24 protein-coding genes and 3 tRNA genes are annotated in these 21,020 nt (G+C 55.3%); 16 read left to right on the top strand and 11 right to left on the bottom strand.

The genetic code is table 11. The features are described from left to right. Window positions 1-41 precede the first annotated feature (41 nt). The 3 genes from WC598_RS12295 (at window position 42) to WC598_RS12285 (ending at window position 1,857) form a co-directional block, all read left to right on the top strand. Window positions 42-788: a DUF128 domain-containing protein gene (locus WC598_RS12295; protein WP_372961795.1), complete on the top strand. Its 747-nt coding sequence runs from the start codon at window positions 42-44 to the stop codon at window positions 786-788. A 116-nt stretch (window positions 789-904) separates the two neighbouring features. Beyond that, on the top strand, window positions 905-1,150 hold the full coding sequence (locus tag WC598_RS12290) for a hypothetical protein (protein ID WP_372961794.1): 246 nt from the start codon (window positions 905-907) through the stop codon (window positions 1,148-1,150). Further along, a complete protein-coding gene (locus WC598_RS12285; protein WP_372961814.1) occupies window positions 1,150-1,857 on the top strand; it encodes a glucose-6-phosphate isomerase family protein in 708 nt (235 codons plus the stop codon). Before WC598_RS12290 ends, WC598_RS12285 begins: the two co-directional genes overlap by 1 nt. Here WC598_RS12285 and WC598_RS12280 read toward each other — a convergent pair. Genes WC598_RS12280 through WC598_RS12270 form a run of 3 tightly spaced genes read right to left on the bottom strand, consistent with a single transcriptional unit; the run spans window position 1,805 to window position 5,127 of the window. Next, window positions 1,805-2,590 (bottom strand): NAD+ synthase, encoded by a 786-nt coding sequence (locus tag WC598_RS12280; RefSeq protein WP_372961793.1) that lies wholly within the window; start codon window positions 2,588-2,590, stop codon window positions 1,805-1,807. The two genes, WC598_RS12285 and WC598_RS12280, sit on opposite strands and share 53 nt — an antisense overlap. Before the next feature lie 4 nt (window positions 2,591-2,594). After that, window positions 2,595-4,313 (bottom strand): TrkA family potassium uptake protein, encoded by a 1,719-nt coding sequence (locus WC598_RS12275; protein WP_372961792.1) that lies wholly within the window; start codon window positions 4,311-4,313, stop codon window positions 2,595-2,597. Continuing rightward, window positions 4,297-5,127 (bottom strand): tRNA(Ile)-lysidine synthase, encoded by an 831-nt coding sequence (locus tag WC598_RS12270; RefSeq protein WP_372961791.1) that lies wholly within the window; start codon window positions 5,125-5,127, stop codon window positions 4,297-4,299. The genes WC598_RS12275 and WC598_RS12270 overlap by 17 nt, the downstream gene beginning before the upstream one ends. 112 nt (window positions 5,128-5,239) lie before the next feature. Here WC598_RS12270 and WC598_RS12265 point away from each other — a divergent pair, with 112 nt between their 5' ends. The 4 genes from WC598_RS12265 (at window position 5,240) to WC598_RS12250 (ending at window position 9,382) form a co-directional block, all read left to right on the top strand. Beyond that, window positions 5,240-6,097, top strand: coding sequence for an RIO1 family regulatory kinase/ATPase (locus WC598_RS12265; protein WP_372961790.1), 858 nt, complete (start codon window positions 5,240-5,242; stop codon window positions 6,095-6,097). Further along, entirely contained in the window at window positions 6,082-8,046 is a 1,965-nt protein-coding gene (locus tag WC598_RS12260) for a DUF460 domain-containing protein (RefSeq protein WP_372961789.1), read from the top strand. Before WC598_RS12265 ends, WC598_RS12260 begins: the two co-directional genes overlap by 16 nt. Beyond that, window positions 8,039-8,902: a thiamine-phosphate kinase gene (gene thiL / locus WC598_RS12255; RefSeq protein WP_372961788.1), complete on the top strand. Its 864-nt coding sequence runs from the start codon at window positions 8,039-8,041 to the stop codon at window positions 8,900-8,902. The genes WC598_RS12260 and thiL overlap by 8 nt, the downstream gene beginning before the upstream one ends. A 261-nt stretch (window positions 8,903-9,163) precedes the next feature. Continuing rightward, on the top strand, window positions 9,164-9,382 hold the full coding sequence (locus tag WC598_RS12250) for a hypothetical protein (RefSeq protein WP_372961787.1): 219 nt from the start codon (window positions 9,164-9,166) through the stop codon (window positions 9,380-9,382). A gap of 293 nt (window positions 9,383-9,675) precedes the next feature. On the opposite strand, the gene WC598_RS12245 is transcribed toward WC598_RS12250, so the two are convergent. After that, window positions 9,676-9,747: transfer RNA gene (locus WC598_RS12245), tRNA-Ala, on the bottom strand. A 181-nt stretch (window positions 9,748-9,928) separates the two neighbouring features. On the opposite strand from WC598_RS12245, the gene WC598_RS12240 reads away from it, so the two are divergent. Beyond that, complete coding sequence (locus WC598_RS12240; RefSeq protein ID WP_372961786.1) at window positions 9,929-10,114, top strand: hypothetical protein; 186 nt, start codon at window positions 9,929-9,931, stop codon at window positions 10,112-10,114. 29 nt (window positions 10,115-10,143) lie between these two features. On the opposite strand, the gene WC598_RS12235 is transcribed toward WC598_RS12240, so the two are convergent. From WC598_RS12235 to WC598_RS12215, 5 genes are all read right to left on the bottom strand, one after another. Further along, window positions 10,144-10,215: transfer RNA gene (locus tag WC598_RS12235), tRNA-Ala, on the bottom strand. A gap of 82 nt (window positions 10,216-10,297) precedes the next feature. Next, window positions 10,298-11,302 carry a transcription initiation factor IIB gene (locus WC598_RS12230; RefSeq protein WP_320162070.1) on the bottom strand — a complete coding sequence of 335 codons (1,005 nt, stop codon included), beginning with the start codon at window positions 11,300-11,302 and terminating at the stop codon, window positions 10,298-10,300. A 70-nt stretch (window positions 11,303-11,372) separates the two neighbouring features. Next, window positions 11,373-11,597, bottom strand: coding sequence for an H/ACA ribonucleoprotein complex subunit GAR1 (locus tag WC598_RS12225; RefSeq protein WP_372961785.1), 225 nt, complete (start codon window positions 11,595-11,597; stop codon window positions 11,373-11,375). Window positions 11,598-11,696: 99 nt separating this feature from the next. Beyond that, entirely contained in the window at window positions 11,697-12,350 is a 654-nt protein-coding gene (locus WC598_RS12220) for a histidinol phosphate phosphatase domain-containing protein (protein ID WP_372961784.1), read from the bottom strand. After that, on the bottom strand, window positions 12,347-12,622 hold the full coding sequence (locus WC598_RS12215; RefSeq protein ID WP_372961783.1) for a signal recognition particle subunit SRP19/SEC65 family protein: 276 nt from the start codon (window positions 12,620-12,622) through the stop codon (window positions 12,347-12,349). The genes WC598_RS12220 and WC598_RS12215 overlap by 4 nt, the downstream gene beginning before the upstream one ends. Window positions 12,623-12,676: 54 nt before the next feature. Between WC598_RS12215 and hypB the strand changes: the two genes are divergently transcribed. The 4 genes from hypB to WC598_RS12195 all read left to right on the top strand — a co-directional run bounded on the left by hypB (window position 12,677) and on the right by WC598_RS12195 (window position 14,748). Continuing rightward, window positions 12,677-13,324 carry a hydrogenase nickel incorporation protein HypB gene (gene hypB / locus WC598_RS12210; RefSeq protein ID WP_372961782.1) on the top strand — a complete coding sequence of 216 codons (648 nt, stop codon included), beginning with the start codon at window positions 12,677-12,679 and terminating at the stop codon, window positions 13,322-13,324. A 116-nt stretch (window positions 13,325-13,440) separates the two neighbouring features. Beyond that, the gene (locus WC598_RS12205) at window positions 13,441-13,818 is read left to right on the top strand and encodes a 30S ribosomal protein S8e (protein WP_372961781.1); all 378 of its coding nucleotides are present in this window, start codon (window positions 13,441-13,443) and stop codon (window positions 13,816-13,818) included. Between the two features lie 49 nt (window positions 13,819-13,867). Further along, a complete protein-coding gene (locus WC598_RS12200; protein WP_372961780.1) occupies window positions 13,868-14,290 on the top strand; it encodes a hypothetical protein in 423 nt (140 codons plus the stop codon). Then, window positions 14,287-14,748, top strand: a complete 462-nt coding sequence (locus tag WC598_RS12195) for a DUF2240 family protein (protein ID WP_372961779.1) — start codon at window positions 14,287-14,289, stop codon at window positions 14,746-14,748. Before WC598_RS12200 ends, WC598_RS12195 begins: the two co-directional genes overlap by 4 nt. Window positions 14,749-15,389: 641 nt before the next feature. On the opposite strand, the gene WC598_RS12190 is transcribed toward WC598_RS12195, so the two are convergent. Beyond that, window positions 15,390-15,821, bottom strand: coding sequence for a 30S ribosomal protein S6e (locus tag WC598_RS12190; RefSeq protein ID WP_372961778.1), 432 nt, complete (start codon window positions 15,819-15,821; stop codon window positions 15,390-15,392). A 160-nt stretch (window positions 15,822-15,981) separates the two neighbouring features. Next, on the bottom strand, window positions 15,982-17,760 hold the full coding sequence (infB, locus tag WC598_RS12185) for a translation initiation factor IF-2 (protein WP_372961777.1): 1,779 nt from the start codon (window positions 17,758-17,760) through the stop codon (window positions 15,982-15,984). A gap of 298 nt (window positions 17,761-18,058) precedes the next feature. On the opposite strand from infB, the gene WC598_RS12180 reads away from it, so the two are divergent. The 4 genes from WC598_RS12180 (at window position 18,059) to WC598_RS12165 (ending at window position 20,953) form a co-directional block, all read left to right on the top strand. Further along, window positions 18,059-18,131: transfer RNA gene (locus WC598_RS12180), tRNA-His, on the top strand. A gap of 589 nt (window positions 18,132-18,720) precedes the next feature. Then, the gene (locus tag WC598_RS12175) at window positions 18,721-19,236 is read left to right on the top strand and encodes an FxLYD domain-containing protein (RefSeq protein WP_372961776.1); all 516 of its coding nucleotides are present in this window, start codon (window positions 18,721-18,723) and stop codon (window positions 19,234-19,236) included. A gap of 299 nt (window positions 19,237-19,535) precedes the next feature. Then, complete coding sequence (locus WC598_RS12170; protein ID WP_372961775.1) at window positions 19,536-20,351, top strand: class I SAM-dependent methyltransferase; 816 nt, start codon at window positions 19,536-19,538, stop codon at window positions 20,349-20,351. After that, complete coding sequence (locus WC598_RS12165) at window positions 20,351-20,953, top strand: NAD(P)H-dependent oxidoreductase (RefSeq protein ID WP_372961774.1); 603 nt, start codon at window positions 20,351-20,353, stop codon at window positions 20,951-20,953. The genes WC598_RS12170 and WC598_RS12165 overlap by 1 nt, the downstream gene beginning before the upstream one ends. Window positions 20,954-21,020 lie beyond the last annotated feature (67 nt).

The raw sequence follows: 21,020 nt of genomic DNA, 5'->3' as shown, positions 1-21,020 counted from the left end.
TATAGAACAATTTTTCTATTGCGCTGTCCGAGATTAGTATAATGACGCTCCCCCTCAAGTTCGTCAATCATATCATTGAAGATTATGCCATCCAGGTCACGTTCGATCCCGTAGCATGGAAAGGAAATGTGGTCTACAATCTTACCCTCATAAAAAACGAGGATCTGGAATTTGCGATCTCGGTGATGAGGGATGCCTTCAAAGCCGGTGTCAGCGTCAGCGGCCTGGTGAAATTCATTCAATCCGGCGAGAGGATTGCGGATTTCACGATTCCTGCCGGGTGCACGGGGATCTGCACCATGTGCAGTATCACGCTCGACGGGCTGCTGATCCGGCGGGGGATACCCGTCAACCCGGTGGGAGGAGGCGTTGTGGAGATCGAGAACCGCACCCCGATCCGCTTCACCCACATGATCCTGTATGAGTATACGACAATCGATCCGCTCCAGGTGCTCATATCCCAGAAGACGACCTCGGTGACAAACGTTATGCGCCGGGGGAGCGGGAACATCCTTTCCAACATCCGGGAGTTCCATATGGAGGCTGAGCCTCTTGTTGAGATAGTTCTCGATGAGCTCTCGAACAGCAGTTACTCGGGAATCCTTGAGGTTGGCATGCCCAATATTCCCCTGCTCGGTGTTCCGGCCAACCCCCAGTACGTTGCGATCGCAACTATCGGAGGAACAAACCCGATGGCCGCCATCCGGGAGGGGGAGCGGTGGGTGCAGACTATGGCTATGAAAGGCCTTATGGATGTTACGACTATGGAAGAGATCCGGGATTTCTGACCGGATCCGGCTGGTAAGGCCTGTTTTTTTTGGACATCCCCTTATATTCTGCTGTTGATCCATTCACCAGCACGGACAATCTCGCGTATATCGGGGGTATCAGGCCGGGGGGGTCTGTGGTTGCACAGTACAGGGTGAGTTCCGGCAGCGATGTCGCCCCGAGCTCGTATTCCCTTAATTCCGAGGTCCGGTACCGCGACTCGCTGGACAACCGCCAGATCTCGGACCGCTTTTGGACCCCTCAAAATCGTGGCAAAACCTGCATCCAGAGGGATTGTCCAGGTGCTCCCGATCCCTGTCATTATCGTCCTGATATGGGCGGCGCCGGGTATTATTTACTTGTAATGAGAAAGAAGAAGTGATGCTTGGATGGGACGGGGAGCTGCCAGCCCCGGGAGTGCGGACGATCGGGGAGATGCGCCCTGTCCTTGCCGATCCCTCATGCGCGTGCAGCGCTCCCCTTTATTTTATGTACCGCGATCTGGCACGGTCAGATGCGGACTGGCACTGGCTCCATTCCCATAACCTGCGGTATGACCTGACAATAATTCCCCCCCGCGATCTCTGCGGCGAATGGGTCAAGACCAAGGGCCATTACCACCCGAAAAACCCGGCCGGTGTCGGGTATCCCGAGATTTACGAAGTCCTCGAAGGGGAGGCGCATTACCTTCTCCAGTCACGTCCCCTCAAAGATGTGGTCCTGCAGACCGCATTAAAAGGCGATGTCGTGATCATCCCCCCCGGCTACGGGCATATCACCATCAATCCCTCAAAAGACCTGCCCCTTTCGATGGCAAATCTCGTGTCCACGGCCTTTGAGAGCGAATACGGGGAGTACGAGAGCAACCACGGGGCAGCATACTATGAGCTCACTTCAGGCCAGCTCCGGAGGAACCCCCATTACCCGTCTGCGCCGGACGTCCGGATACTCTCCCCAAAGAATGGCCGGGGAGACCACCGGATCTGCAAAGGGCCCCTTTACAGTCTAATCGGGAACCGCAGCGCCGTGGAGTTTCTCAATTTCCCGGAGAAGTACCTGCCGGTTTTTGAGGTACTGCTAAAAGATTAGGCGCGGATATGCGCTTGTGCCCGCTCTTCTGCACGAGCGCGAAAACTTTTCTCTCGACTGGAGACTCTGCCCTCCAGTTATGGCTTTCAAGAGCCCTGAGCGATGCATCGATCTCCGCGTAGGAAAGACCGATCTCCGCCTCATCGCTCTGTCCTTTCCAGAGGCCGGCCGAAGGGGTCTTTTCAAGGATGGGTGCGGGAATACCGAGTTCCCGGGCAACAACATAGATATCCGTCTTGTACAGGTGCAGGATCGGCTGGATGTCTGCGGCATTGTCCCCGTATTTGGTGCAGTACCCAAGCATGTACTCGCTCCGGTTGGAGGTCCCGCAGACAAGCCGGCTGTCCCGGTTGGCATGGTAGTAAAGGACGGTCATGCGTATCCGGGCCATAAGGTTCCCGAGCAGGTACGGGGACTCGCGGAACTCCGGCATGCCCCGGTATGCCGCGAGCATGGGTTCGATATCAATAACCTTGTATGTCATGCCAAGGGTGCTGCATAGTTCACCGACATCACGGGTATCTGCCGGATCGCTTACCTCCGTTGGCAGGGAAAGCCCGAGCACGTTCGCGGGTCCGACTGCCTGGCAGCAGAAGGCCGCCGCAACCGCCGAGTCTATCCCCCCGGAGAGTCCGATCACGATTCCCTTGGATCCTGTATTCCAGTACGCGTACCGGATCATCTGCTCAACCTGGCCCATCCTGCACCCCAGATCGCCGTCCCTGCACATCATATCACTATAGTTGATGAAGAAACATTTTCAACTGTTCGGAACTTCCCACCGCCACAAGGGTATCTTCTTTCAAGAGTATCTCTTCGGCCGCCGGAGCAACGATCAGGCGGCTTGTGCTCTCGATGCCGATGATCCGAACCCCGCTTTTGCGGGAGAACCATCCCACGGTCCGGTCTTCGGAACCCCGGTTTGGTACGAGGATGACAATATCTCCGTTGGGCAGGTCGAGAAGGATGGTGACAAGGTCAGATAAGATGATTCGCCCGATGGTCTGGCCGCCAATCATGGGGAGGAGAGCCACATAGTCTGCACCCGCCCGGTAGAGTTTGTCGACAGAGGCCGGTTCGTTTGCCCGGGCAAGGATGCGGATACCCGGGTTGAGATTCCGCGCCATCAGGGTGGTGAACATGTTCACGTCATCGTTGTTCAGGGCAACGATGCAGTACTGGGCGCTCTCTATACCGGCCTCCCTGAGGAGTCTCTCGTCTTCAGCATTTCCTACAACCTGGTTTTCCACGTCCTCGTGTCGCTGCAAGTCGACGACAAAACACGAGACCTTCGATGGTGACAGTTCCCGGTATGCTGCGGACCCCACGTCCCCGAACCCTGCAATCACGGCCCGGGCGTCCCGTATCCCTTCGGATTCAAACTCGTCTTGTATGGCGTCAACAATGTCCGTTGTCCTGCCGAACAGGAACAGGGATGTGGTGTCGTCAACGATCACATCCTCTTTTGGCCACGGGACAAAGACCCCGGCTTTCCAGAGTGAGAAGACGATGATGCCATACCGGGAGAATAAATCCAGCTCCTTAAGATTCCTGCCATTTGCCCGGCAGCCGGCCACTACGGGGATGTTGATCAGCCGCAGTTCGCGATCCGGTTTGTGTTCGAGGTTGATGCTGATCCGGTCAAGACCCGGAATTTCCGGGGCTGAATCTCCCATCGGGTTGAGAATCGCATGGCGGGCCAGGATCCGTCCCGTGGAGTGCTTTGGCGAGAGCACATAATCCGCTCCGGCGTATCGCAGGTACCGGTCGAAGGAGAGTTTGTCAACCACCGAGATGATCTTGCCTTTGGCCATTTTCCGGATGCCAAGGATGATGCTTGCCGTGAGTCGTTCGTTCTTGCAAATGACCACGAAACTGGCATTGTCGAGATGGGCGGATTCCCAGGTCGCCGGATCGGTATACTCCCCCCAGACAACGTAGGCACGCCTTCGGTACTGTGTTGCGATATTGAGTGCCGCGGCCTTGTCCTCCTCGATGATGACGATATCGTGGTCGGATATGGTCAGGCTGTCTACAATGGACTTCGTGATCTCGTCATACCCGAAAATAACGGTGTGTCCTGTGAGGGCGTGGGGCGTCCTCCTTGGGGGTGCAGGAGCAAGGAGGGTGGTCAGGAACGGGGCAAGGAGCAGTGGCACGACGATGAAGATCATGATGACTCCGGAGATCATGAGCTGGATCGCAAGCAGCATGGTGAGATCGTTGGTAAATCTCCCAAGCCCGCCGTACCCCACCGTTGTCATCGATTCGACAACGAACAGGAGCGACTCTGTCCACGAGATGGGTTTTCCTTCAAGGGCCGGATAGAACCCGTGGAAGATGTACGTATAGAGCCCGATAACGGTGGCAAACGCAAGGAAATAGATCGAGATCTGGATCCCCGGTGAATTCCTGACTACCCGCCAGACCCGTCCCCGCTTAGGTGGTGTGCTCATGCTCCTCCTGCATTCGCCCTTTGAACCGGCAATCTCCATGAAGTGCCTTTCCGATCACTGCTATGGAGTAAGGCGTTGCCGGGTGGCGCCGTGTATATGATTCGAGCAGTTCCCCGACTTCATCAGAAAACCCGGTCCCGCGGTACGGGCAACAGGCTCTATCCGCGCCAGGGCACCGGAGATCTGCATAGAGATCAACTTCATATCGGGGAATTGAACCCAGCGGGTCAGCCCACGGGACTGAACCCGTACCGGTAGTATCATGGATCAGGGTTTCCACCCGTCCGAGAAGGAGATTTTCAAGGATTTCACCTGACCGGTCTTCGATCGTCCTTCCGGAAAGTATCCTCGTAATACCTTCCCTGCTGGCAATCGTACTGATTAGCGCAGTACGAAGCTGATGACAGCGGCTGCAAGACGAGCCGGCGTCATTACCCCTGGCAACGGTATCGATTGTCAACTGGAACGCGTCCTCAAACGACCCGTAGTGGCAGGGAATGCCCAGCGTGTCGGCCAGCTCCCGTATCTGTTGCGGGTTGCGGTACCCGGCAATGCCCTCGTCAATGATAATCGCCGAGAGCCGGATGTCCCTCCGCTGTGCGATAAGGGCATGGAAAAAAAAGAGGAGTGCCCTACTGCTTTTGTTTCCTGACAGTGCAACGGCAAGGTGATCGCCCGGCCTCATCCAGTGGCCGGCCCGGATGTCCCGCTTGATCCGGGCCCCGATATCGGCAACCAGGTGCTCCCGGCAGAGGTGCCTCCCTGAGTACTGCTGGAAGATGACCGCTTCGTTTCCGCACTTGTCACACTGCATTCGTCTGATCTATTCTGTTCCGGAAGATAAATATGCTCAAGGGTATGCCCCCGGGCCCGTGGTTCCGGGAAGATGTGATTTTATAGTCTGCCACATAACCACTCTATCGAATATGGCAGTCTCTGCGGAACATATCCGCACCCTCAACAAATATGAAAAAACCATCCTGCTTGCCCTTGAGCGGGGGATGAAGAATTACTCGTGGGTGCCGCTTGAACAACTCAAGACCACGACAAAACTTGCGGAATCGGAGATCACTTACCGGCTCTCGCGCCTCATCGAATGGGGGATGGTCCGTTTCAATCCCGTTCCCTACGACGGCTATGCGCTGGTCTTTTCCGGCTACGACACGCTTGCGCTTGGCACCCTTGCACGGAAAGGGACGATCTCGGCACTTGGCACCCAGATCGGGGAAGGTAAGGAATCGGTGGTCTACGACGCACTCGGTCTTGGACCGGTTGCGATCAAGTTCCACCGGGTGGGGGGGCGCTCGTTCTCTTCGGCCCGGCTCAACCGCGAATACATGCCTGAAGAGGGCCACTGCCCCTGGCTGATTGCCTCACGGAAATCGGCGGAGCGGGAATACCTTGCTCTTACCACGCTGCATCCGAAGGTGAGCGTACCTCTTCCGATCGACAACAACCGCCATGCCGTTGTGATGTCCCTCATCAATGGCGCCAACCTCAACCGCTGCCAGCTCGAATGCCCGGCCGAGGTGCTCGATGACATCCTGGCGAATGTCCGGGCTGCATACCGTGAGGGAGTTATCCACGCCGACCTGTCCGAGTATAACATCCTCATCGAGGATGGCAGATGCGTCCTCATCGACTGGCCGCAATGGACCGGGACGGACCACCCGAACGCGGATACCCTCTTATCAAGGGATATCGACAATATTCTCGCATTTTTCAAACGGAAGTACCAGCTGGACTATGATCGCGGGGATGCGATGCAATGGGTGATCGGCTGAAGGTTTTCGGTATCGATATCATCAAAGGCTCCGTCCGGTCGCGATCACGGCGGCCGGTGTATGCCCTGATTCGCATGGAAGGTCAGGCGATCGCGAGTGAATCTGAAGTCTCGCTCTTCCGGCTCTTCCGCCTTCTTGCTGAAGAAAAACCCGACATCCTTGCTGTCGACAGCCTTCAGGAAATCGCCGCCGATCAGCGCGAACTCTTCTTCTTTTTACAGGGACTTCCCCCGCAGACCCGGCTCGTACAGGTTACCGGGGGTGAGCGTAAGGAAACGCTGGGAAAAGTCGCTTCCCGCTACAATATCAGTTTCAACCGGTTCGATCCCTTTGCCGAGGCGAGGACAACCGCGCAGGTAGCGTCACTCGGCGCTGGGGCTGAAGTCCTGGCATTCGAGAACGAGACCGAGATCGTAGCAAGTCGCCATCGCTCCCCCGGGAAGGGGGGCTGGAGCCAGAACCGGTATGTCCGGAAGATGCACGGGGCTGTGCAGCTGAAAGGCCGGGAGATCGAGATGGCCCTTGTTGCTGCCGGGCACCGGTATGAAAAAAAGGAGACCAGGGCGTTCGGCGGGTGCAGCCGGGTTGCGTTCCGGGTCTTTGCAACACGGGACCAGATGCCCGTTTCAACCTACCGGGGGGCAGATGTGCAGGTACGGATCAGCGGAAAACGCCTTGAACGGATCCGGTTCCGTCCCCTTTCGGGCAAACCGAGGTACATGATTGTCGGCATCGACCCGGGGACAACGACTGCGATTGCAGCACTCGATCTCGACGGCAACCTCCTCCACCTGGTAAGCTCGCGCCAGATGACGATGTCCGACGTTATCGAGTCCCTCTACAAGGTGGGAAAACCGCTCATCATCGCGTCCGATGTCCAGGAGATGCCCTTTACGGTGGAGAAGATCCGCCGGTCGTTCTCGGCTGTCGCCTTTACGCCGAAACAGAACACGAGTGTGGAGACAAAAGTCGAGCTCACCGCCCCGTTCCCGTACGCCAATGATCACGAGCGGGACGCACTCTCTGCGGCACTTGACGCCTACCGGCAATACCGCCACAAGTTCCAGAACCTGCTCAAACGGATCCCCCCGGGGCACGATCTCGATGAGGTCAGGGCCCGGGTTATCCGGGGCCAGTCGCTTGAGCAGGTGATAAGCGACATGAAGCTGCCCGTTACGGTTGCAGAAGCTGCAGCCCCTCCGGTCCTTCCTGATGCCAAACACGATGAACGGGTGCGGGTTCTGGACGGGATGGTGAAACGCCTCCGGACCTATGTGGCCGAACTGCAGGAAGACCTCAAGAACAGGGATTATGAGATCCGGATGCTCCAGGGACGGATCCGGAAGATCACCACATCCCGCGATGCCGAGCTCGCAAAGGATGCCGAGGTGATAAAGAAGGACGCCATCATCAAAAGTCTCAAAAAGCGGCTGCACAAGGAGGAGCGGCACAACTACAATCTTGTGAAACGCCTTGGGAGGATCAAGAAATTTGCCGAGCTCTCAATGGATGGGGAGGTCCTGCCGGTCAAGGTGATGGAAGCCCTGACAAAAGAAGGGCTCCGGAAACTCACGGAAGATGTGGGGATTGATGAGGGGGACATCCTTTTTGTCTCGAAGACTGACGGCTGGGGAAGGAGCAGCGTCAAAGACCTCGCGGAGATGCGGGTCCGGGCGGTAATAACCTCTGAAAAAGTGCTTCAGGAGAGCGATCCCCAGTTGCTTCCCGCGTTCCGGGAAGCCGGGCTCCCGCTCATTGCCGACAAGTCAACGGGAGCGCAAGTGCGGGGGAAACAGGGTCTCTGCGGCAAGGAGATGTTTGAATCCGCCCTTGCAGCCTGGCAGTCCCAGCAGGCTGTGCGGGAGCGGGAGAAGCAAGCGGAGATGATCGAGCACATCTTCAAAGAGTATAAGAGCGAACGGGGTAAGGAGGTGCGTAAAGGTGGATGACCGGGATCTCCTGAACGTTGTGATGGGAATAGTTGGCAGGGACAACTGCCTGGATGACTGTGCAGTCTTTCCCTGCGGGGAACAGGTCATGGTGGCGACAACCGACATGCTGCACCGCACAACGGATTTCGTTCCCGGCATGAGCGACTGGCAGGCCGGGTGGATGAGCGCAGCAGTCACCCTCTCTGATATCGCGAGCATGGGAGCGGCCCCGAAGTTTCTCCTTATTGCAGTCGGCCTCGACGACTGGAAGTGCCTTGCCGGGGTCATGCAGGGTGCAAAGGACTGCTGCACGATGTTCGGGGCAGAGATCATCGGCGGGGATATCGATCGTCACGGTGAACTGACGGTTGTCACCACCGGCCTCGGGCTCGTGGATAAGGAGCACCTTGTGCGGAGAGCCGGGGCAAAGCCGGGAGATCTGGTCTGCATCACCGGTACGCCAGGGCAGGCGCAGGCATGGCTGGACGGGTATCACCAGTTCGAGAAAGCGCTCTTCGAGCCGCAGCCAAGGGTCCGGGAAGGGCAGATTCTCGGCCGCGCGGGAATCAGCGCCATGATGGATGACAGCGATGGTATCGCGCTATCCCTGTACGATTTGATGAGCGTGAACGGGTGCGGTTTTGCTCTCGATTCATCCAGGCTGCCACTCGCGGCCGGGATTCCTCCGGCACAGGCAAGGGAGCTGGCGCTGTATGGCGGCGGGGACTACGAACTTATCTTTACTATCCCTCCCGGTTGCTACCCGGTTGAGGGCGTTCCTGCAACGGTTATCGGGAAAGTGGTTGCCACACAATCGGTTACGGTGGATGGAAATCCCCTTGAGAAACGGGGCTACCAGCACCGGTGGGAATGATCCAGCCTTCCCTCCATCAGGTCTTTTTAATACCGACAAACGAGAGATTTTATTATTCAGGTGTTTCCTTTGGAGTCCTTAGAGAGCAAGCTCGGGCGTCTTTCATCCGATCAGCGGAGAGAAATTGAGGATTTTGTGGACTTTTTGCTCTCCCGTTCGGCAGTCATTCCGGTATCGCTTCCTGGTACTCAGCCAGCGCCTCCGGTTATGTCATCTGCACCCCCGGTTTTCACTGCGCAGGAATTGTCCCCCGTCCGGGTAATGGAAGAATCCCCTGTTCCCGTGGAGACGAACAACCCCCCCCCCATCCAGGAGATTACCGTCGGTGGCGATGACTGGGTCACCCGCGATTATATGGATTACGGGAAATTTGAAGAGCAGCCCTCACCGGCAACGGAAGCAGTAAAGAAAGTCAAACAGATAATTATCAAAAAGGAAGAGCAGGAAAAGCCCCGTCATATCCTGGAATGGATTGACTGAAAGCCCCTTTTTTTATTGATCAATCACACCGGGAAGCAGAAGCCCTGCCCATTTGACCGGCATAACCTTCGGTCCTGGAAAGGAACGGTAAAATGAGAATGTACGAGGGAGTGATTCGAATCCGTCAAATCGCGAGGGCTCTGCCCTTCGAACCCGTCATAACCTTCGGTCCTGAAAAGGAATGATAAAATGAGAATGGATGAGGGAGTGATTTGCCTCCGTCAAATCGCGAGGGCTCCGCCCTTCGAACCCGTCATAACCTTCGGTCATGGAAAGGAACGATAAAATAAGAATGGACTCGACGGGATTTGAACCCGTGGCCTTCACGTTGCAAACGTGACGATCTACCCCTGATCTACGAGCCCTTGTCGCTTGGTCTTGCGGCATACTATTTTTCAGCGGATTGCATATAGTTGTTACTGTTCGCAGGGAGTCCGGTGGCCCGGTTTATCCTATATGGAACAGGTTTTACCGGAATGCGCAACCCTTTTGTGAACCGGGAAAGATAAAATGGTGTACCCGGTATCTTTCCGGGATGGAGTTTTCATGGCAAAACTGATCATAGAACCCAAGAAGACCAAGGACGGGCAGATCGAATACACGGTTAACTACCACGATCCAAAAAGCGATAACTCGTTTACGGTTACAACCACAAATGATCTCAGTGAAGCCGTTGAGCGCCTGAAATCGACTCTGGAAAGTGAAGTGCAGACAATCCTGCAGAAAAAGTAATGACTAAAAATCTCTTTTTAAAACGGGTATGGACCCGGCGGGATTTGAACCCGCGGCCTCTACGTTGCGAACGTAGCGATCTACCCCTGATCTACGAGCCCGCTGCTGATGTGTTCTATAGATTTCGCACCGCTGGAATATAGTTGTTGGCGTTCCTGACAGGTCGGGAGCAAAAAAGGGTTTTTAGAGAATGATCTCGATGTCGAGCTTCTCTGCCAGTTCCTTGTACCTGTTCCGGATGGTTACTTCGGTAACCCCGGCCACTTCGGCCACTTCGCGCTGGGTGCGGCGCTCCCCGCCAAGAATGGAGGAGATATAGATTGCTGCTGCTGCAACACCGGTGGGGCCCCTGCCGCTCGTCAGTTCCCGCTCGCCGGCCTGACGGAGGATCTCGACCGCCCGGCTCTGGACCTCGCCCTTGAGGGTGAGGCCCGAGCAGAACCGGGGCACGTAATCGATCGGGGAAGTCGGAAGGAGCTTGAGTCCAAGCTCGCGGGAGATGAACCGGTAGGTTCTGCCAATCTCTTTCCTTGAGACACGGGACACTTCCGCGATCTCATCGAGGGTACGGGGCACACTGCACTGCCGGCAGGCTGCATAGAGCGCTGCGGCCGCGACACCTTCGATACTCCGGCCGCGGATCAGGTTCTTGTCAACCGCGTCACGGTATACAACGGCTGCGGTCTCACGGACATTTCTCGGGAGACCCAGTGCCGAGGCCATCCGGTCCAGTTCCGAGAGTGCGAATGCAAGGTTGCGTTCGGTCGCGTTGCTGACACGAATCCGGCGCTGCCACTTGCGGAGACGGTAGAGCTGGGCCCGGTTCTTGGACGAGATTGCCCTGCCATAGGAGTCCCGGTTGCGCCAGTCGATCATGGTGGAGAGACCCTTGTCGTGGATTGTGAAGGTCATCGGGGCGCCGACACGGGAGCGCTTCATCCGCTGGTCGTGGTCAAACGCACGCCACTCGGGACCGCGGTCAATGAAATCATCGTCAATGACAAGCCCGCACCCCTGGCAGACCAGTTCTGCCCGCTCATAATCGTGTACCAGCTGCCTGCCGCCGCACTCCGGGCAGACTGTTTCGGTATGGTTTTCTGCTTTTTTCTCCTGTTCTTTCTGTTTCGTACGGGATTTGAGTGCTTCCCGTTCGGACTGGAGAACCTTTAATTTTTCAATTTCCTGCATCCACATTCACCTGCTATCGCATTTCTGACTGGTTCCTTTTGCACGGAACGTTTGTATCCCGCGGGTGCGGTTACTTTGTAAAGAGCTTATCATTGGGCTGGACAGTGCATTTTTCCCGGCAGAGCACCGCGGCATACGGGGCTTTGACATTACCGAAGAGATCCTGAATCTTTCCAACCGGCTTCATCCGCCGGTCGTTTACCTCGCTGTACAATGCGGGAAGCTGGGCAGCATCGCACTGGATAATGAGCATCCGGTCACCAATAATGCTCATTGCTCTTCCAACAACTTTCACAACAACCTCGGGGATTTGATGGTACTAAATTGTTTTAGTAATCTATATATGTGCGACGCGTCGGTATTTAAGCGTTGCGTGAAAGTATAAATAGAAATTTCAGAAATCGAGGAATTGGTCGATATTTAAAGATAATACCTGTTTGCACTCCTTTTCGCTCAATCCGGCCCCTCTTGCGACCAGATTTTTTGCGTGTTTGTCCATAATGTCCTGAGGAGCGTGGGTGTCTGAGTCTACCACCAGCTGGCATCCGGCCTCCTTTGCTATGTGGGCCACATGGCCGTTGGTGCGGTTGTGACCCCCTCGGGAGGTTATCTCGAGAGCAATCCCGTTCTTCGCTGCCCCCTCTGCATCTTTGAGCGTGATGAGCCCCGGGTGGGCGAGCACGTTGACGTATTTACAGGTACACGCAGCCCGGTTGGTTCCTTCTGCAACCGGTTCAACGGGTGTTTCTCCATGGACGACAACAATATCTGCCCCGGCCGACTTCGCTGACCGTGCAAGCGTGGCAATCTGTACGGGGGGGACGTGGGTGATCTCTACGCCGCAGAGAAGTCTCACCCCGAATAACTGTGCCGATTCCCGGACCTTAACAAGAGCAGATAGGACTGATTCGGCATTGGATGTATCAACATGATCGGTTATTGCAACGGTCGTATACCCGGCGACGGCCATCCGCCGGATCAGTTCGATGGGAAGCATCTCCCCGTCAGAGAGGATCGTGTGGGTGTGGAGATCGTACATGCCGTTCATCTCCGCACCTCCATTTTTTCTGCAACCTTCCGGATAAGGACTTCCTTGCTCTTATCCCACTCGGCAACAACACGGCCCTCGCGCCGGGTCCAGTGAGCCGGGTGGTGGTGCTCCTCCACCCGGAAATTTACGCCTGCTTTCCTGAGTGCGCGCTCGATATCGGTGAGCACAGGCGCCTTCGAGCCGAGGCTGTGCGGAACTCTTCTTCCCTCTGCCCGGGAATACGCCGCGTTGAAGTAGCAGGGATACAGAATACACTCGCCTTCTGCCATTGAAGGAGCGTTTGTGGGTCAAGGTATAAACAGTGTCCGCTCAAACCTTGTACCATGCATCACATCGACGTCAGGATTGAGAAGGATGTATACGACGTCAACAACTCGATCGCCGACAACAATGCCCGGCACCTCAAGGCACACGGTGTGCGGGCATTCGATCTCCTGGGAGCCATCGGTTCCGGCAAGACTGCGCTTATCGAACGTCTCGTTCCCCTGCTCGAGAAAAAAGGGCTCAAAGCCGGGGCAATCGCCGGCGATGTGTACGGTGACGACGACTTCAAACGTATTGTAGGGCTCGGGATTCCCGCGTTCAATGCCAACACTGGCAAGGAATGCCATCTCGATGCCCACCTGGTGGAACATGCGATCGATCATCTCCCGCTCGATACCATTGACATCCTCTTTATCGAGAACGTGGGAAACATGGTCTGCCCCACGGATTTCCGTCTCGGCGCTGAGAAACGCGTGGTTGTCGTGAGTTCAACGGAAGGCGATGACGTAGTCAACAAACACCCGATGATGTTCCGGGACTGCACCATCGGCGTTATCAACAAGGTTGATCTTGCACCTCTCGTTGGAGCCAATCTTGACCGGATGCAGTCGGATATCAAGCGGTACAACCCGGGCATGCCGGTATTCCGGACAAATCTGAAGACCGGTGACGGTGTCCAGGCCCTTCTGGACCGCATTCTTGCCTGAACCGGAACGGTTTCGGGCAGTGCAGAATCAAGGAAGTACTATAAATAACTCTGAAGTGAATATATAGAGCACCATCCTTGGGCAGGATTTCCAAGGAATACTAAGAGAGTGACACCATGCAGTGGCAGGCAGAATCAGTTCGGAAAGTAACCGGTGGCAGGCGCCGCCCGGCACAGAACAAGCGCAGAGCAGAGATCGGTCGTGCACCGGCAGACACCCATATTGGCGAGAACAGGACGCGGATCATCCGTACCTATGGCGGCAACAACTTTGTCGTGGCGCTCCGTGCAAACTACGCCAATGTGACCGACCCGAAGAGTGGCGACACCAAAAAGGCAAAGATCGCGAACGTTGAAAAGAACACGGCAAACCCGAACTATGTCCGGCGGAACCTGCTCACCAAGGGCGCGGTCATCAAGACCGAGATCGGATCAGCCCGTATCACCAGCCGCCCCGGCCAGGACGGCGTTATCAACGCAGTGTTGCTCGAATAACCAATAAGATTCAGCAATCTTTTTTCTTTCAGACCTACAAACACTAGCTATGCGAAGGATCTATTATCGTTTCCCCCAGAGGGTGGATCTCTCGTTTGCTATGGGTATGCCCTTCAACGAGACCCTGAAATATATTGCCGGCCTCGATAATGAAGAGTCGACCAAGACAACCGGCAAGGAACTGGTCAAAGTCAAGACCCGCATTCAGATAGCTGTCGATCGTGCGACATTTGGCGATATCACGCCCGATGTGCTGCGACCCGGGGTTATTTCGGAAGCCGTTGATCTCCAGATCTCCGTACTTGCTCTTGCACTGCGGGGTGGCGGGAAGGTCCCAATAGCAAATGAAATTTTTTATATCCGGCTCACCGACCAGACCTCACGGACTGATATCGATATTGCAAAGGATGGACGTGGGGAAGGACTGGACGCGCTCGATATGAAAAATATCCTCCTGGGTGCACCGAAGTGACCCTCCAGACCGCTCTTGCCGCACCGTTCAAACATACCCGCAAGAGCGGGATGCGTAAAAACGAGCTGGTCTATTATTATGCACTCGACCGGAAATGGATGAGCACGGAACAGGCGAACCTGTTGTTGAAGCGGGCGGAAGAAGATGGTCTGATCCGTCAGGAAAACGGGGTATTTACTCCCGTGTTTGACTTGTCTGCAGTGACCATTCCTATCGGGTTCAAGCCCACATCCGCTATTTTTGAGCGAAATGACCCGACGCAGGAGCTGATCCAGCGGATTGCGCGGGCAGGGAATATGCAGGAGACGGAGGTCGTGGCAGAGATGAACCGGATCATACGGGAGGGGTTTGACGGGAACCTCCTTCCCGCTGCAGCTCTCATCCTGCTTGCCAAAAAAAACCAGGTTCCTTTTGAGGATTTCAAGGACGTGCTCGGGCAGTCTGTATCCAGGGGCTGAGGATCTCCTCCGGTGGTGGCGTTTTCGTCTCCCCCCGGCGTAATCCGATAGCGTTTCAGAAAGGTTTTGGCGATCTATCCGTTATTTATCATTTAGTATATCTGGGACCTGTCGTAGGTATTGATAGTCGTGATAGTGGATGTCATTGGAGTTATGGCTATTGAACTGCCTGTCTTCTTTGGCGGGAGCCCCCCGGTACATTCCCCGCTGTGCCTGTGACGGCACCTCCTGCAACCGCGAGTGCCGGAGCATCTCCGGTTGCGACTGCACAAAAAAACAATGTCTCCGTTGACCACTGCCTTGGTTGTAACTCTGGAAGAAACAACCCCGGTCATTGTTCCCCCGGTGGGTGTTTTTGTGAAAGTGAGTTATCTTAATGGGTTCTCGGGCACGTACGGGCTCCGGTGATCGTGTTTACGTCGTGAATGCAACCGGGGTTCGCTTCAGGCAGTCTTCCAGAAACTGGATGGATCATTCCGTCATGATCTGGTTGTAGAGATCTGTAATGATGGAACAATCCTCACCTCCAAAAAGAACTCTTCTGTATGTGGTGTCGTGAGCGTAAGCTCCACGATATAATTTTTCCCGCATCGATTGTGACTCGGGTAGGGAAATTGATACGTAAGAAAAAATGGGATATGTTATCTTTTACCGGCTCTTGCAGTCGGCACTTTCTCTTTCTTCTCTCCCTCAACTTTCGGGAAGAGTTCGCCGAGCGGCTTTTCCCCGTATGTAGTGACCTGTGCATTGATCTGCACGAAATCAGGGGTGATCTCGTTTGCCCGGATCGTCTTTCTCCTGCGCTCGCCATCCATGGACGGGTGGAACCCGACCCCGCCTGCGAGGAGAAGTTTCCTGCGTCCTGCTCCCGGGAGGCTCTGCTTTGCTGTGGTTCCTGTCCGGTCGGATGCACCGGTGATCTTGATCTTGTATCCGGCAAGCCCGAGGGAACCCGCGTCTATTTCGTCACCTATACGTTTGCCCACGATCGAACCTGCTGCCCCGCCGCTGACGTCGACATTGTAGGCTCGACCGGTCTTGGGGTCTGATACAACGAATTTAAACTCAACCATTGCTGTTTGCTCCACGAATATTTTTTTATCTGAAAGAACCTGCCAACAGGCTTTTCACGTCTCTGGCTGCCGGCTTTTTTCGCCCACACATGAGAAGTACCCATTTAATTATACTGGTACGCTATTAAATCCTCGCGTCACGTAAAGGCAGGATCCCGGCTCATTTTCCCCAGAATGGCTCAGCTTTGCGGCGCATAGCGGTATACTCCTCAAGGATCTCCTGCGTGCTCGTATTGAGCGTCTTCATCATCTCTTTCTCAAGGACTTTTACGTGACGTTCGGGAACATCCACAAACAGGTCGTCCCCCACGCTCACCTGGCGACCCACGGTGGCTCCCTCAATCGAGATTGCCACTTCAAGGCCGGCATCAGCCTCTCGGATTGTCTCCTGGCGGAGCTGCATGCTCTTGAGGTGCCCGACCTTTTTACCATCCATATGGATCAGGTTCACATCATTGCGCAGTTTCCCGCCCAGTACCCGTACACCTACTACGGCCGGGTTGCTCTGGCGGAAGACACAGTCCGGCAGGAGCCGGATCTTGGCCGGCATGACCACATGCTCGAACCGCTGCTTCTCCATGATGCGCTTCTGCTCGTCCCGCCATTCAAGGTACTGGTCAATGAGCTTGTAGATGACCTGACCGTCGAAGACCTTCACCTGCGTGTAGAGCGGGTCCTTGATCATGTCTGCGGCATCGGGAAGGATGGGGGTGTTGAAGGAGAGAAGAACCCTGAACTGGGGGTTCTTGATGGTCTCCGTTTCGATCAGGTCATGCCGGCTCACCGGGCCGACTTCTGCCCGCATAACGCCGATCTCTTTCCCGTCAAGTTCCTTGCAGAGCGCCTCAAGCGCCCCGATGGTGTCGGCCTTGATGACGATCCCCTCATCAGCAAGGTTCACGTGGATCTCCGTCATCTCTTTTCTGATCTTTGCCTCGATCTCGTCCCGGTTGCCCCGGATAACGAAAAAAGGTGATCCCGCGATCACACCTTCGAGATTCGGAGCGGTGACCTTGACCCCCGCAGCGGCGGCAACGGATTTGACCCGTTCAAATCGGTCCTCGATCAGGATCTCTTTCATCGGGCGGGGTTGCAGGAGCGAGCGGACCTTGGTCACAATGACACTGTCCTGCGTTGCTACCGCGATCTCATCGCCGATTCCGAGCGTCCCGTCATACAGGATCACATCAAGCGTTGTCCCGAGGCCGCGCTCCTCTTTGACCTCGAGTACCGTCCCCGCGCCCGGTCCCTCGACGGCTAGTTTGAGGGCATCTCCCATGTAACGCTGGGCAAGACCAATCATGACGAGGAGCAGGTCTGCGATCCCCTCGCCGGTATGAGCGCTCACCGGTACGATTGCCAGATTCCGCTGGAAATCCGAGACCCTGTCAAACCGGTCTGCGGAGAATTCGAGTTCCGAGAGTTTGCCCACGACTTCGTAGGTCTTGTTCTCGACCTCGCCTCTGACCCGCTCGTTCTGCTTGGCAAAGGATGAGAGGAATGTCTCATCCTTGTTAACCCTCCAGCCGTGAATACGGTCGATCTTGGTTGCTGCGATCACAAATGGCGTCCGGCAGTTCCGCAGGATCTGGAGCGCTTCGATGGTCTGCGGCTGGAACCCCTGGTTGATATCCACCACGAGAATAGCCATATCCGCAAGTGCCCCGCCCCGTGCCCGGAGTGTGGTGAAGGCGTGGTGTCCCGGTGTATCGATAAAAAGAAGGCCGGGTATGTTGATGGGAGCCTTGCCCAGGTTCCCGCTCATGGTCCGGATTGCCTCGATGGGGACAACCGTTGCACCTATATGCTGGGTGATCGCGCCGACCTCAGAACTCACTACTGAGGATCCGCGTATGCGATCAAGAAGTGACGTCTTACCGTGATCCACATGCCCCATAACACAGACGATCGGCGTTCTGATCTTCGGGTTCTCCGCCATAACCTCACCTTCTCTATTGTTCCTGCTCTGAAATACGGGTAAAAATCCTCGATGTTCCTGCGCTGCACAAGATACCTCACCGCGCCTTGATATCAGGAAGGAGTCTTCAGAGCCACCTGATATGTAATAGACGTCAGACCCTATTAATAATCGCCTTCAAGGCCCGTGAAAACATCTCCTGCCTTCCCGGACCTCCCCTCCCTTTTCGCGGAGTGAATACAAGCATATATTTATTTGAGTCCGGTGCTTATGTAAGAGGGACATTTGTCAGATTTCTGGCAGTGCACAGTCATTAATTGCCGGGGTGGGGTAGTTGGTCATCCTAGAGGATTGTGGATCCTCCGACCCGGGTTCGAATCTCGGCCCCGGCCTTCTCATTTTACGTTAACATCGGTTCCAGTTTTTGCCACCGTTGGCTGTACCTTCCTGAAATTATTTGTTACCCGATTTTGGGAACCGGGGCATTCCGAAAGAGACATTACGGGATCTTGACCTGTTTTCTGATAGTGAGTTCAGGAACTCTCATCATTTTCTCTCTTGTAATTCTGCTGGGAATCCGGAATAGTAACGCCAATGAAGTGAATCCCTAAAAACAACCCGGTGAATTGTCCAGACCCGGCCTTCCACAATCAAAGTAACCCCTTTTGAACGGGTTCAAAGGTCCGCCAGATCTCATGAACCGGCAATCCTGCACCAGTTACCCCTTTCCATGTCCTGTGGGATTCCGAAATTAACACTGCACATCCCAAATGTACCCGCGTTACCCCCCCTCTCACCCAAATATCTGAAGGCACGACCGATAAGGAATACTCATGAACGCAAAAAAAATGAATTCATAAGATCTTCAGGTTTTTCTGAAACACAGAAAACGCCGTTCTTCTGCTCCAAAAATCTTATGATATAATCATCTGATTGTATATTGGGGGAAAAATGCGTCCATATCATCTGCCGTCAGAGTTCATGCCCTCTGATTTTCTGGAGGATATAAAACTCCGGAAAGAACGCAAGAAGAAAGAACAGAGCCGGAAACTAAAGATCATCTTTCTTTTTTTGGGACTCCTGATGGTGGGCATTCTTGTTTGTCTGGCATATATCGGGACTCCCTATCTCCATTATTTCCTGGCCGTTGACGCTGCTCACAATACTGCAGAGCCATCAGAAACCCCGAGTATTTCAATCAATTCCTATCTGCAGCCGGTTGGGATGGATGCATCAACCGATCTGAAAATTACCGGAGATACGTTGCATCGGGACGGATCCCGTTCGTGGGTTGTGGGAAATGTAAAGAATACCGGTACTCACTCCTACAAGGGAGTAACCATTTATTTTGATCTTTTCGATTCAGAGGGGAAGTCCCTTGGAGCAACCTATCAGCTCATGGGCAACCTTGCGCCAGGAGATCTCAAAGAGTTCAGTACGAATCCATCGGCTGGCATGGCATCCTCTGCAAAATTAAAATATATAATCGGTTCTTGAAGGGGAGTGAATTTTTTTCAGGGTTATAGGGCAGGACAGCACCACCTTTTCCCCTCCCTAGTTTAGGATGAATAACAGGGTGCGGTCCCTGTTGTTGGCAGCGATAAAAATTCGCACCCGCAAGATCAGGGCCTCCGCCGGATTCCCACTACGGATCTCTCCACCCGGTGTGCCTGGTGCACCTCTCACTTGATACCCGGGTACCCTCATCCCCCAGTACATTTTTGTACAACAAGCGACAAAAATGTACAATATCGGGAAAGTCCCTGATACCCACAGCGGATCCCGCGAGGAAAAGAATGGCAGACAATGCATATGTTCATGGATATTCAGCCCGTGAGTCTGAGCGGCTTGCGGACCAGGCCCAGACGCTCACGGAGCTTCTCCATCATGACACCCGCTACCCGGCCGGCACCCGGGTGCTCGAAGCCGGCTGCGGGATCGGTGCCCAGACCGTGATCCTGGCAAAGAACAGCCCCAAAGCACAGATCACTTCAATCGATATCTCCACAGAATCCCTCCGTCTGGCGGAGGATAACGCCCGGTATGAGGGGATCACCAACGTGACGTTCCGGCAGGGGGATATTTTTCATCTCCCGTTTGAACCGGCCAGCTTTGATCACATCTTTGTCTGCTTTGTGCTGGAACACCTTACCGAACCCCAACGGGCTCTGGAACAGCTCCGGCCGCTCCTGAAAGAGGGCGGAACGCTCACGGTCATCGAAGGAGATCACGGTTCAACATTTTTCCACCCGGAGAATGCAGATGCCCGCAGGGCTGTCGACTGCCTTGTGCACCTCCAGCAGAGGATGGGTGGCAATGCCCTGATCGGGAGGCAGCTCTACCCGCTGGTGGCCGGCGCAGGATATTCGGAAGTCAGCGCCTCCCCCCGGATGGTCTATGTTGACGCCTCCCGCCCGGGGCTTGTGGAAGGGTTCACGAAACTGACGTTCACCGCTATGGTTGAGGGAGTTGAAGAGGAAGTCCTAGCCCGGGGGCTGATGAGCCGGGATGCATGGGACCGGGGGATTGCAGCACTGTATCGGACCACGGAACCGGACGGTGTCTTCTGCTACACGTTCTTCAAGGCAACTGCGAGGAACCCGGGGTCGTAATGCAGATCTTAATTATCCTCGCCCACCCGCGCAAAGGCAGTTTCAACCACGCGATTGCCGGTGTTGTGGCCGACGCGCTCCGCAGTGACGGACATGAGGTCATTCTTCACGATCTCTATGCAGAGCAGTTCGATCCCGTTCTGCTGCATGACGAGATCCCCCGCAATGCCACCCTTTCTCCCCCTGTTGCTGCCCACTGTGCCGAGATCGCGGGAGCGGACGGGATTGTTATCGTGCACCCCGACTGGTGGGGAATGCCTCCGGCCATCCTTACCGGATGGATCGACCGGGTACTCCGCCCGGGAGTTGCCTACCGGTTTTTGGAAACGGATTCCGGTGCTGGTGTCCCGGAAGGCCTCCTGAAGGCAAAGGCGGTCATCGTCTTCAACACCTCCAATACCCCGCTTGAACGGGAACAGCGGGTCTTTGGGGATCCGCTCGAGCGGATCTGGAAGGACTGCATCTTCTCCCTTTGCGGAGTTCCGGTCTTTTCCCGGAAGATGTATGGCGTTGTTGTCACCAGCACGGAAGAGCAGCGGAAGGAATGGCTTCTCGAAGTGCAGCACCGCGTCCAGGAGTTGTTTCCCCGCGACTGCTCATGATGGTGCGAGCCTTCATCCTGGCAGCCCGTATGTATTCCTGGATGCCAGCGCATGGTATTTTTTGAAC

The sequence above is a fragment of the Methanoregula sp. genome, from assembly GCF_041645475.1.
Taxonomy (GTDB): domain Archaea; phylum Halobacteriota; class Methanomicrobia; order Methanomicrobiales; family Methanospirillaceae; genus Methanoregula.
This window is presented reverse-complemented; position numbering and strand designations above follow the sequence as displayed.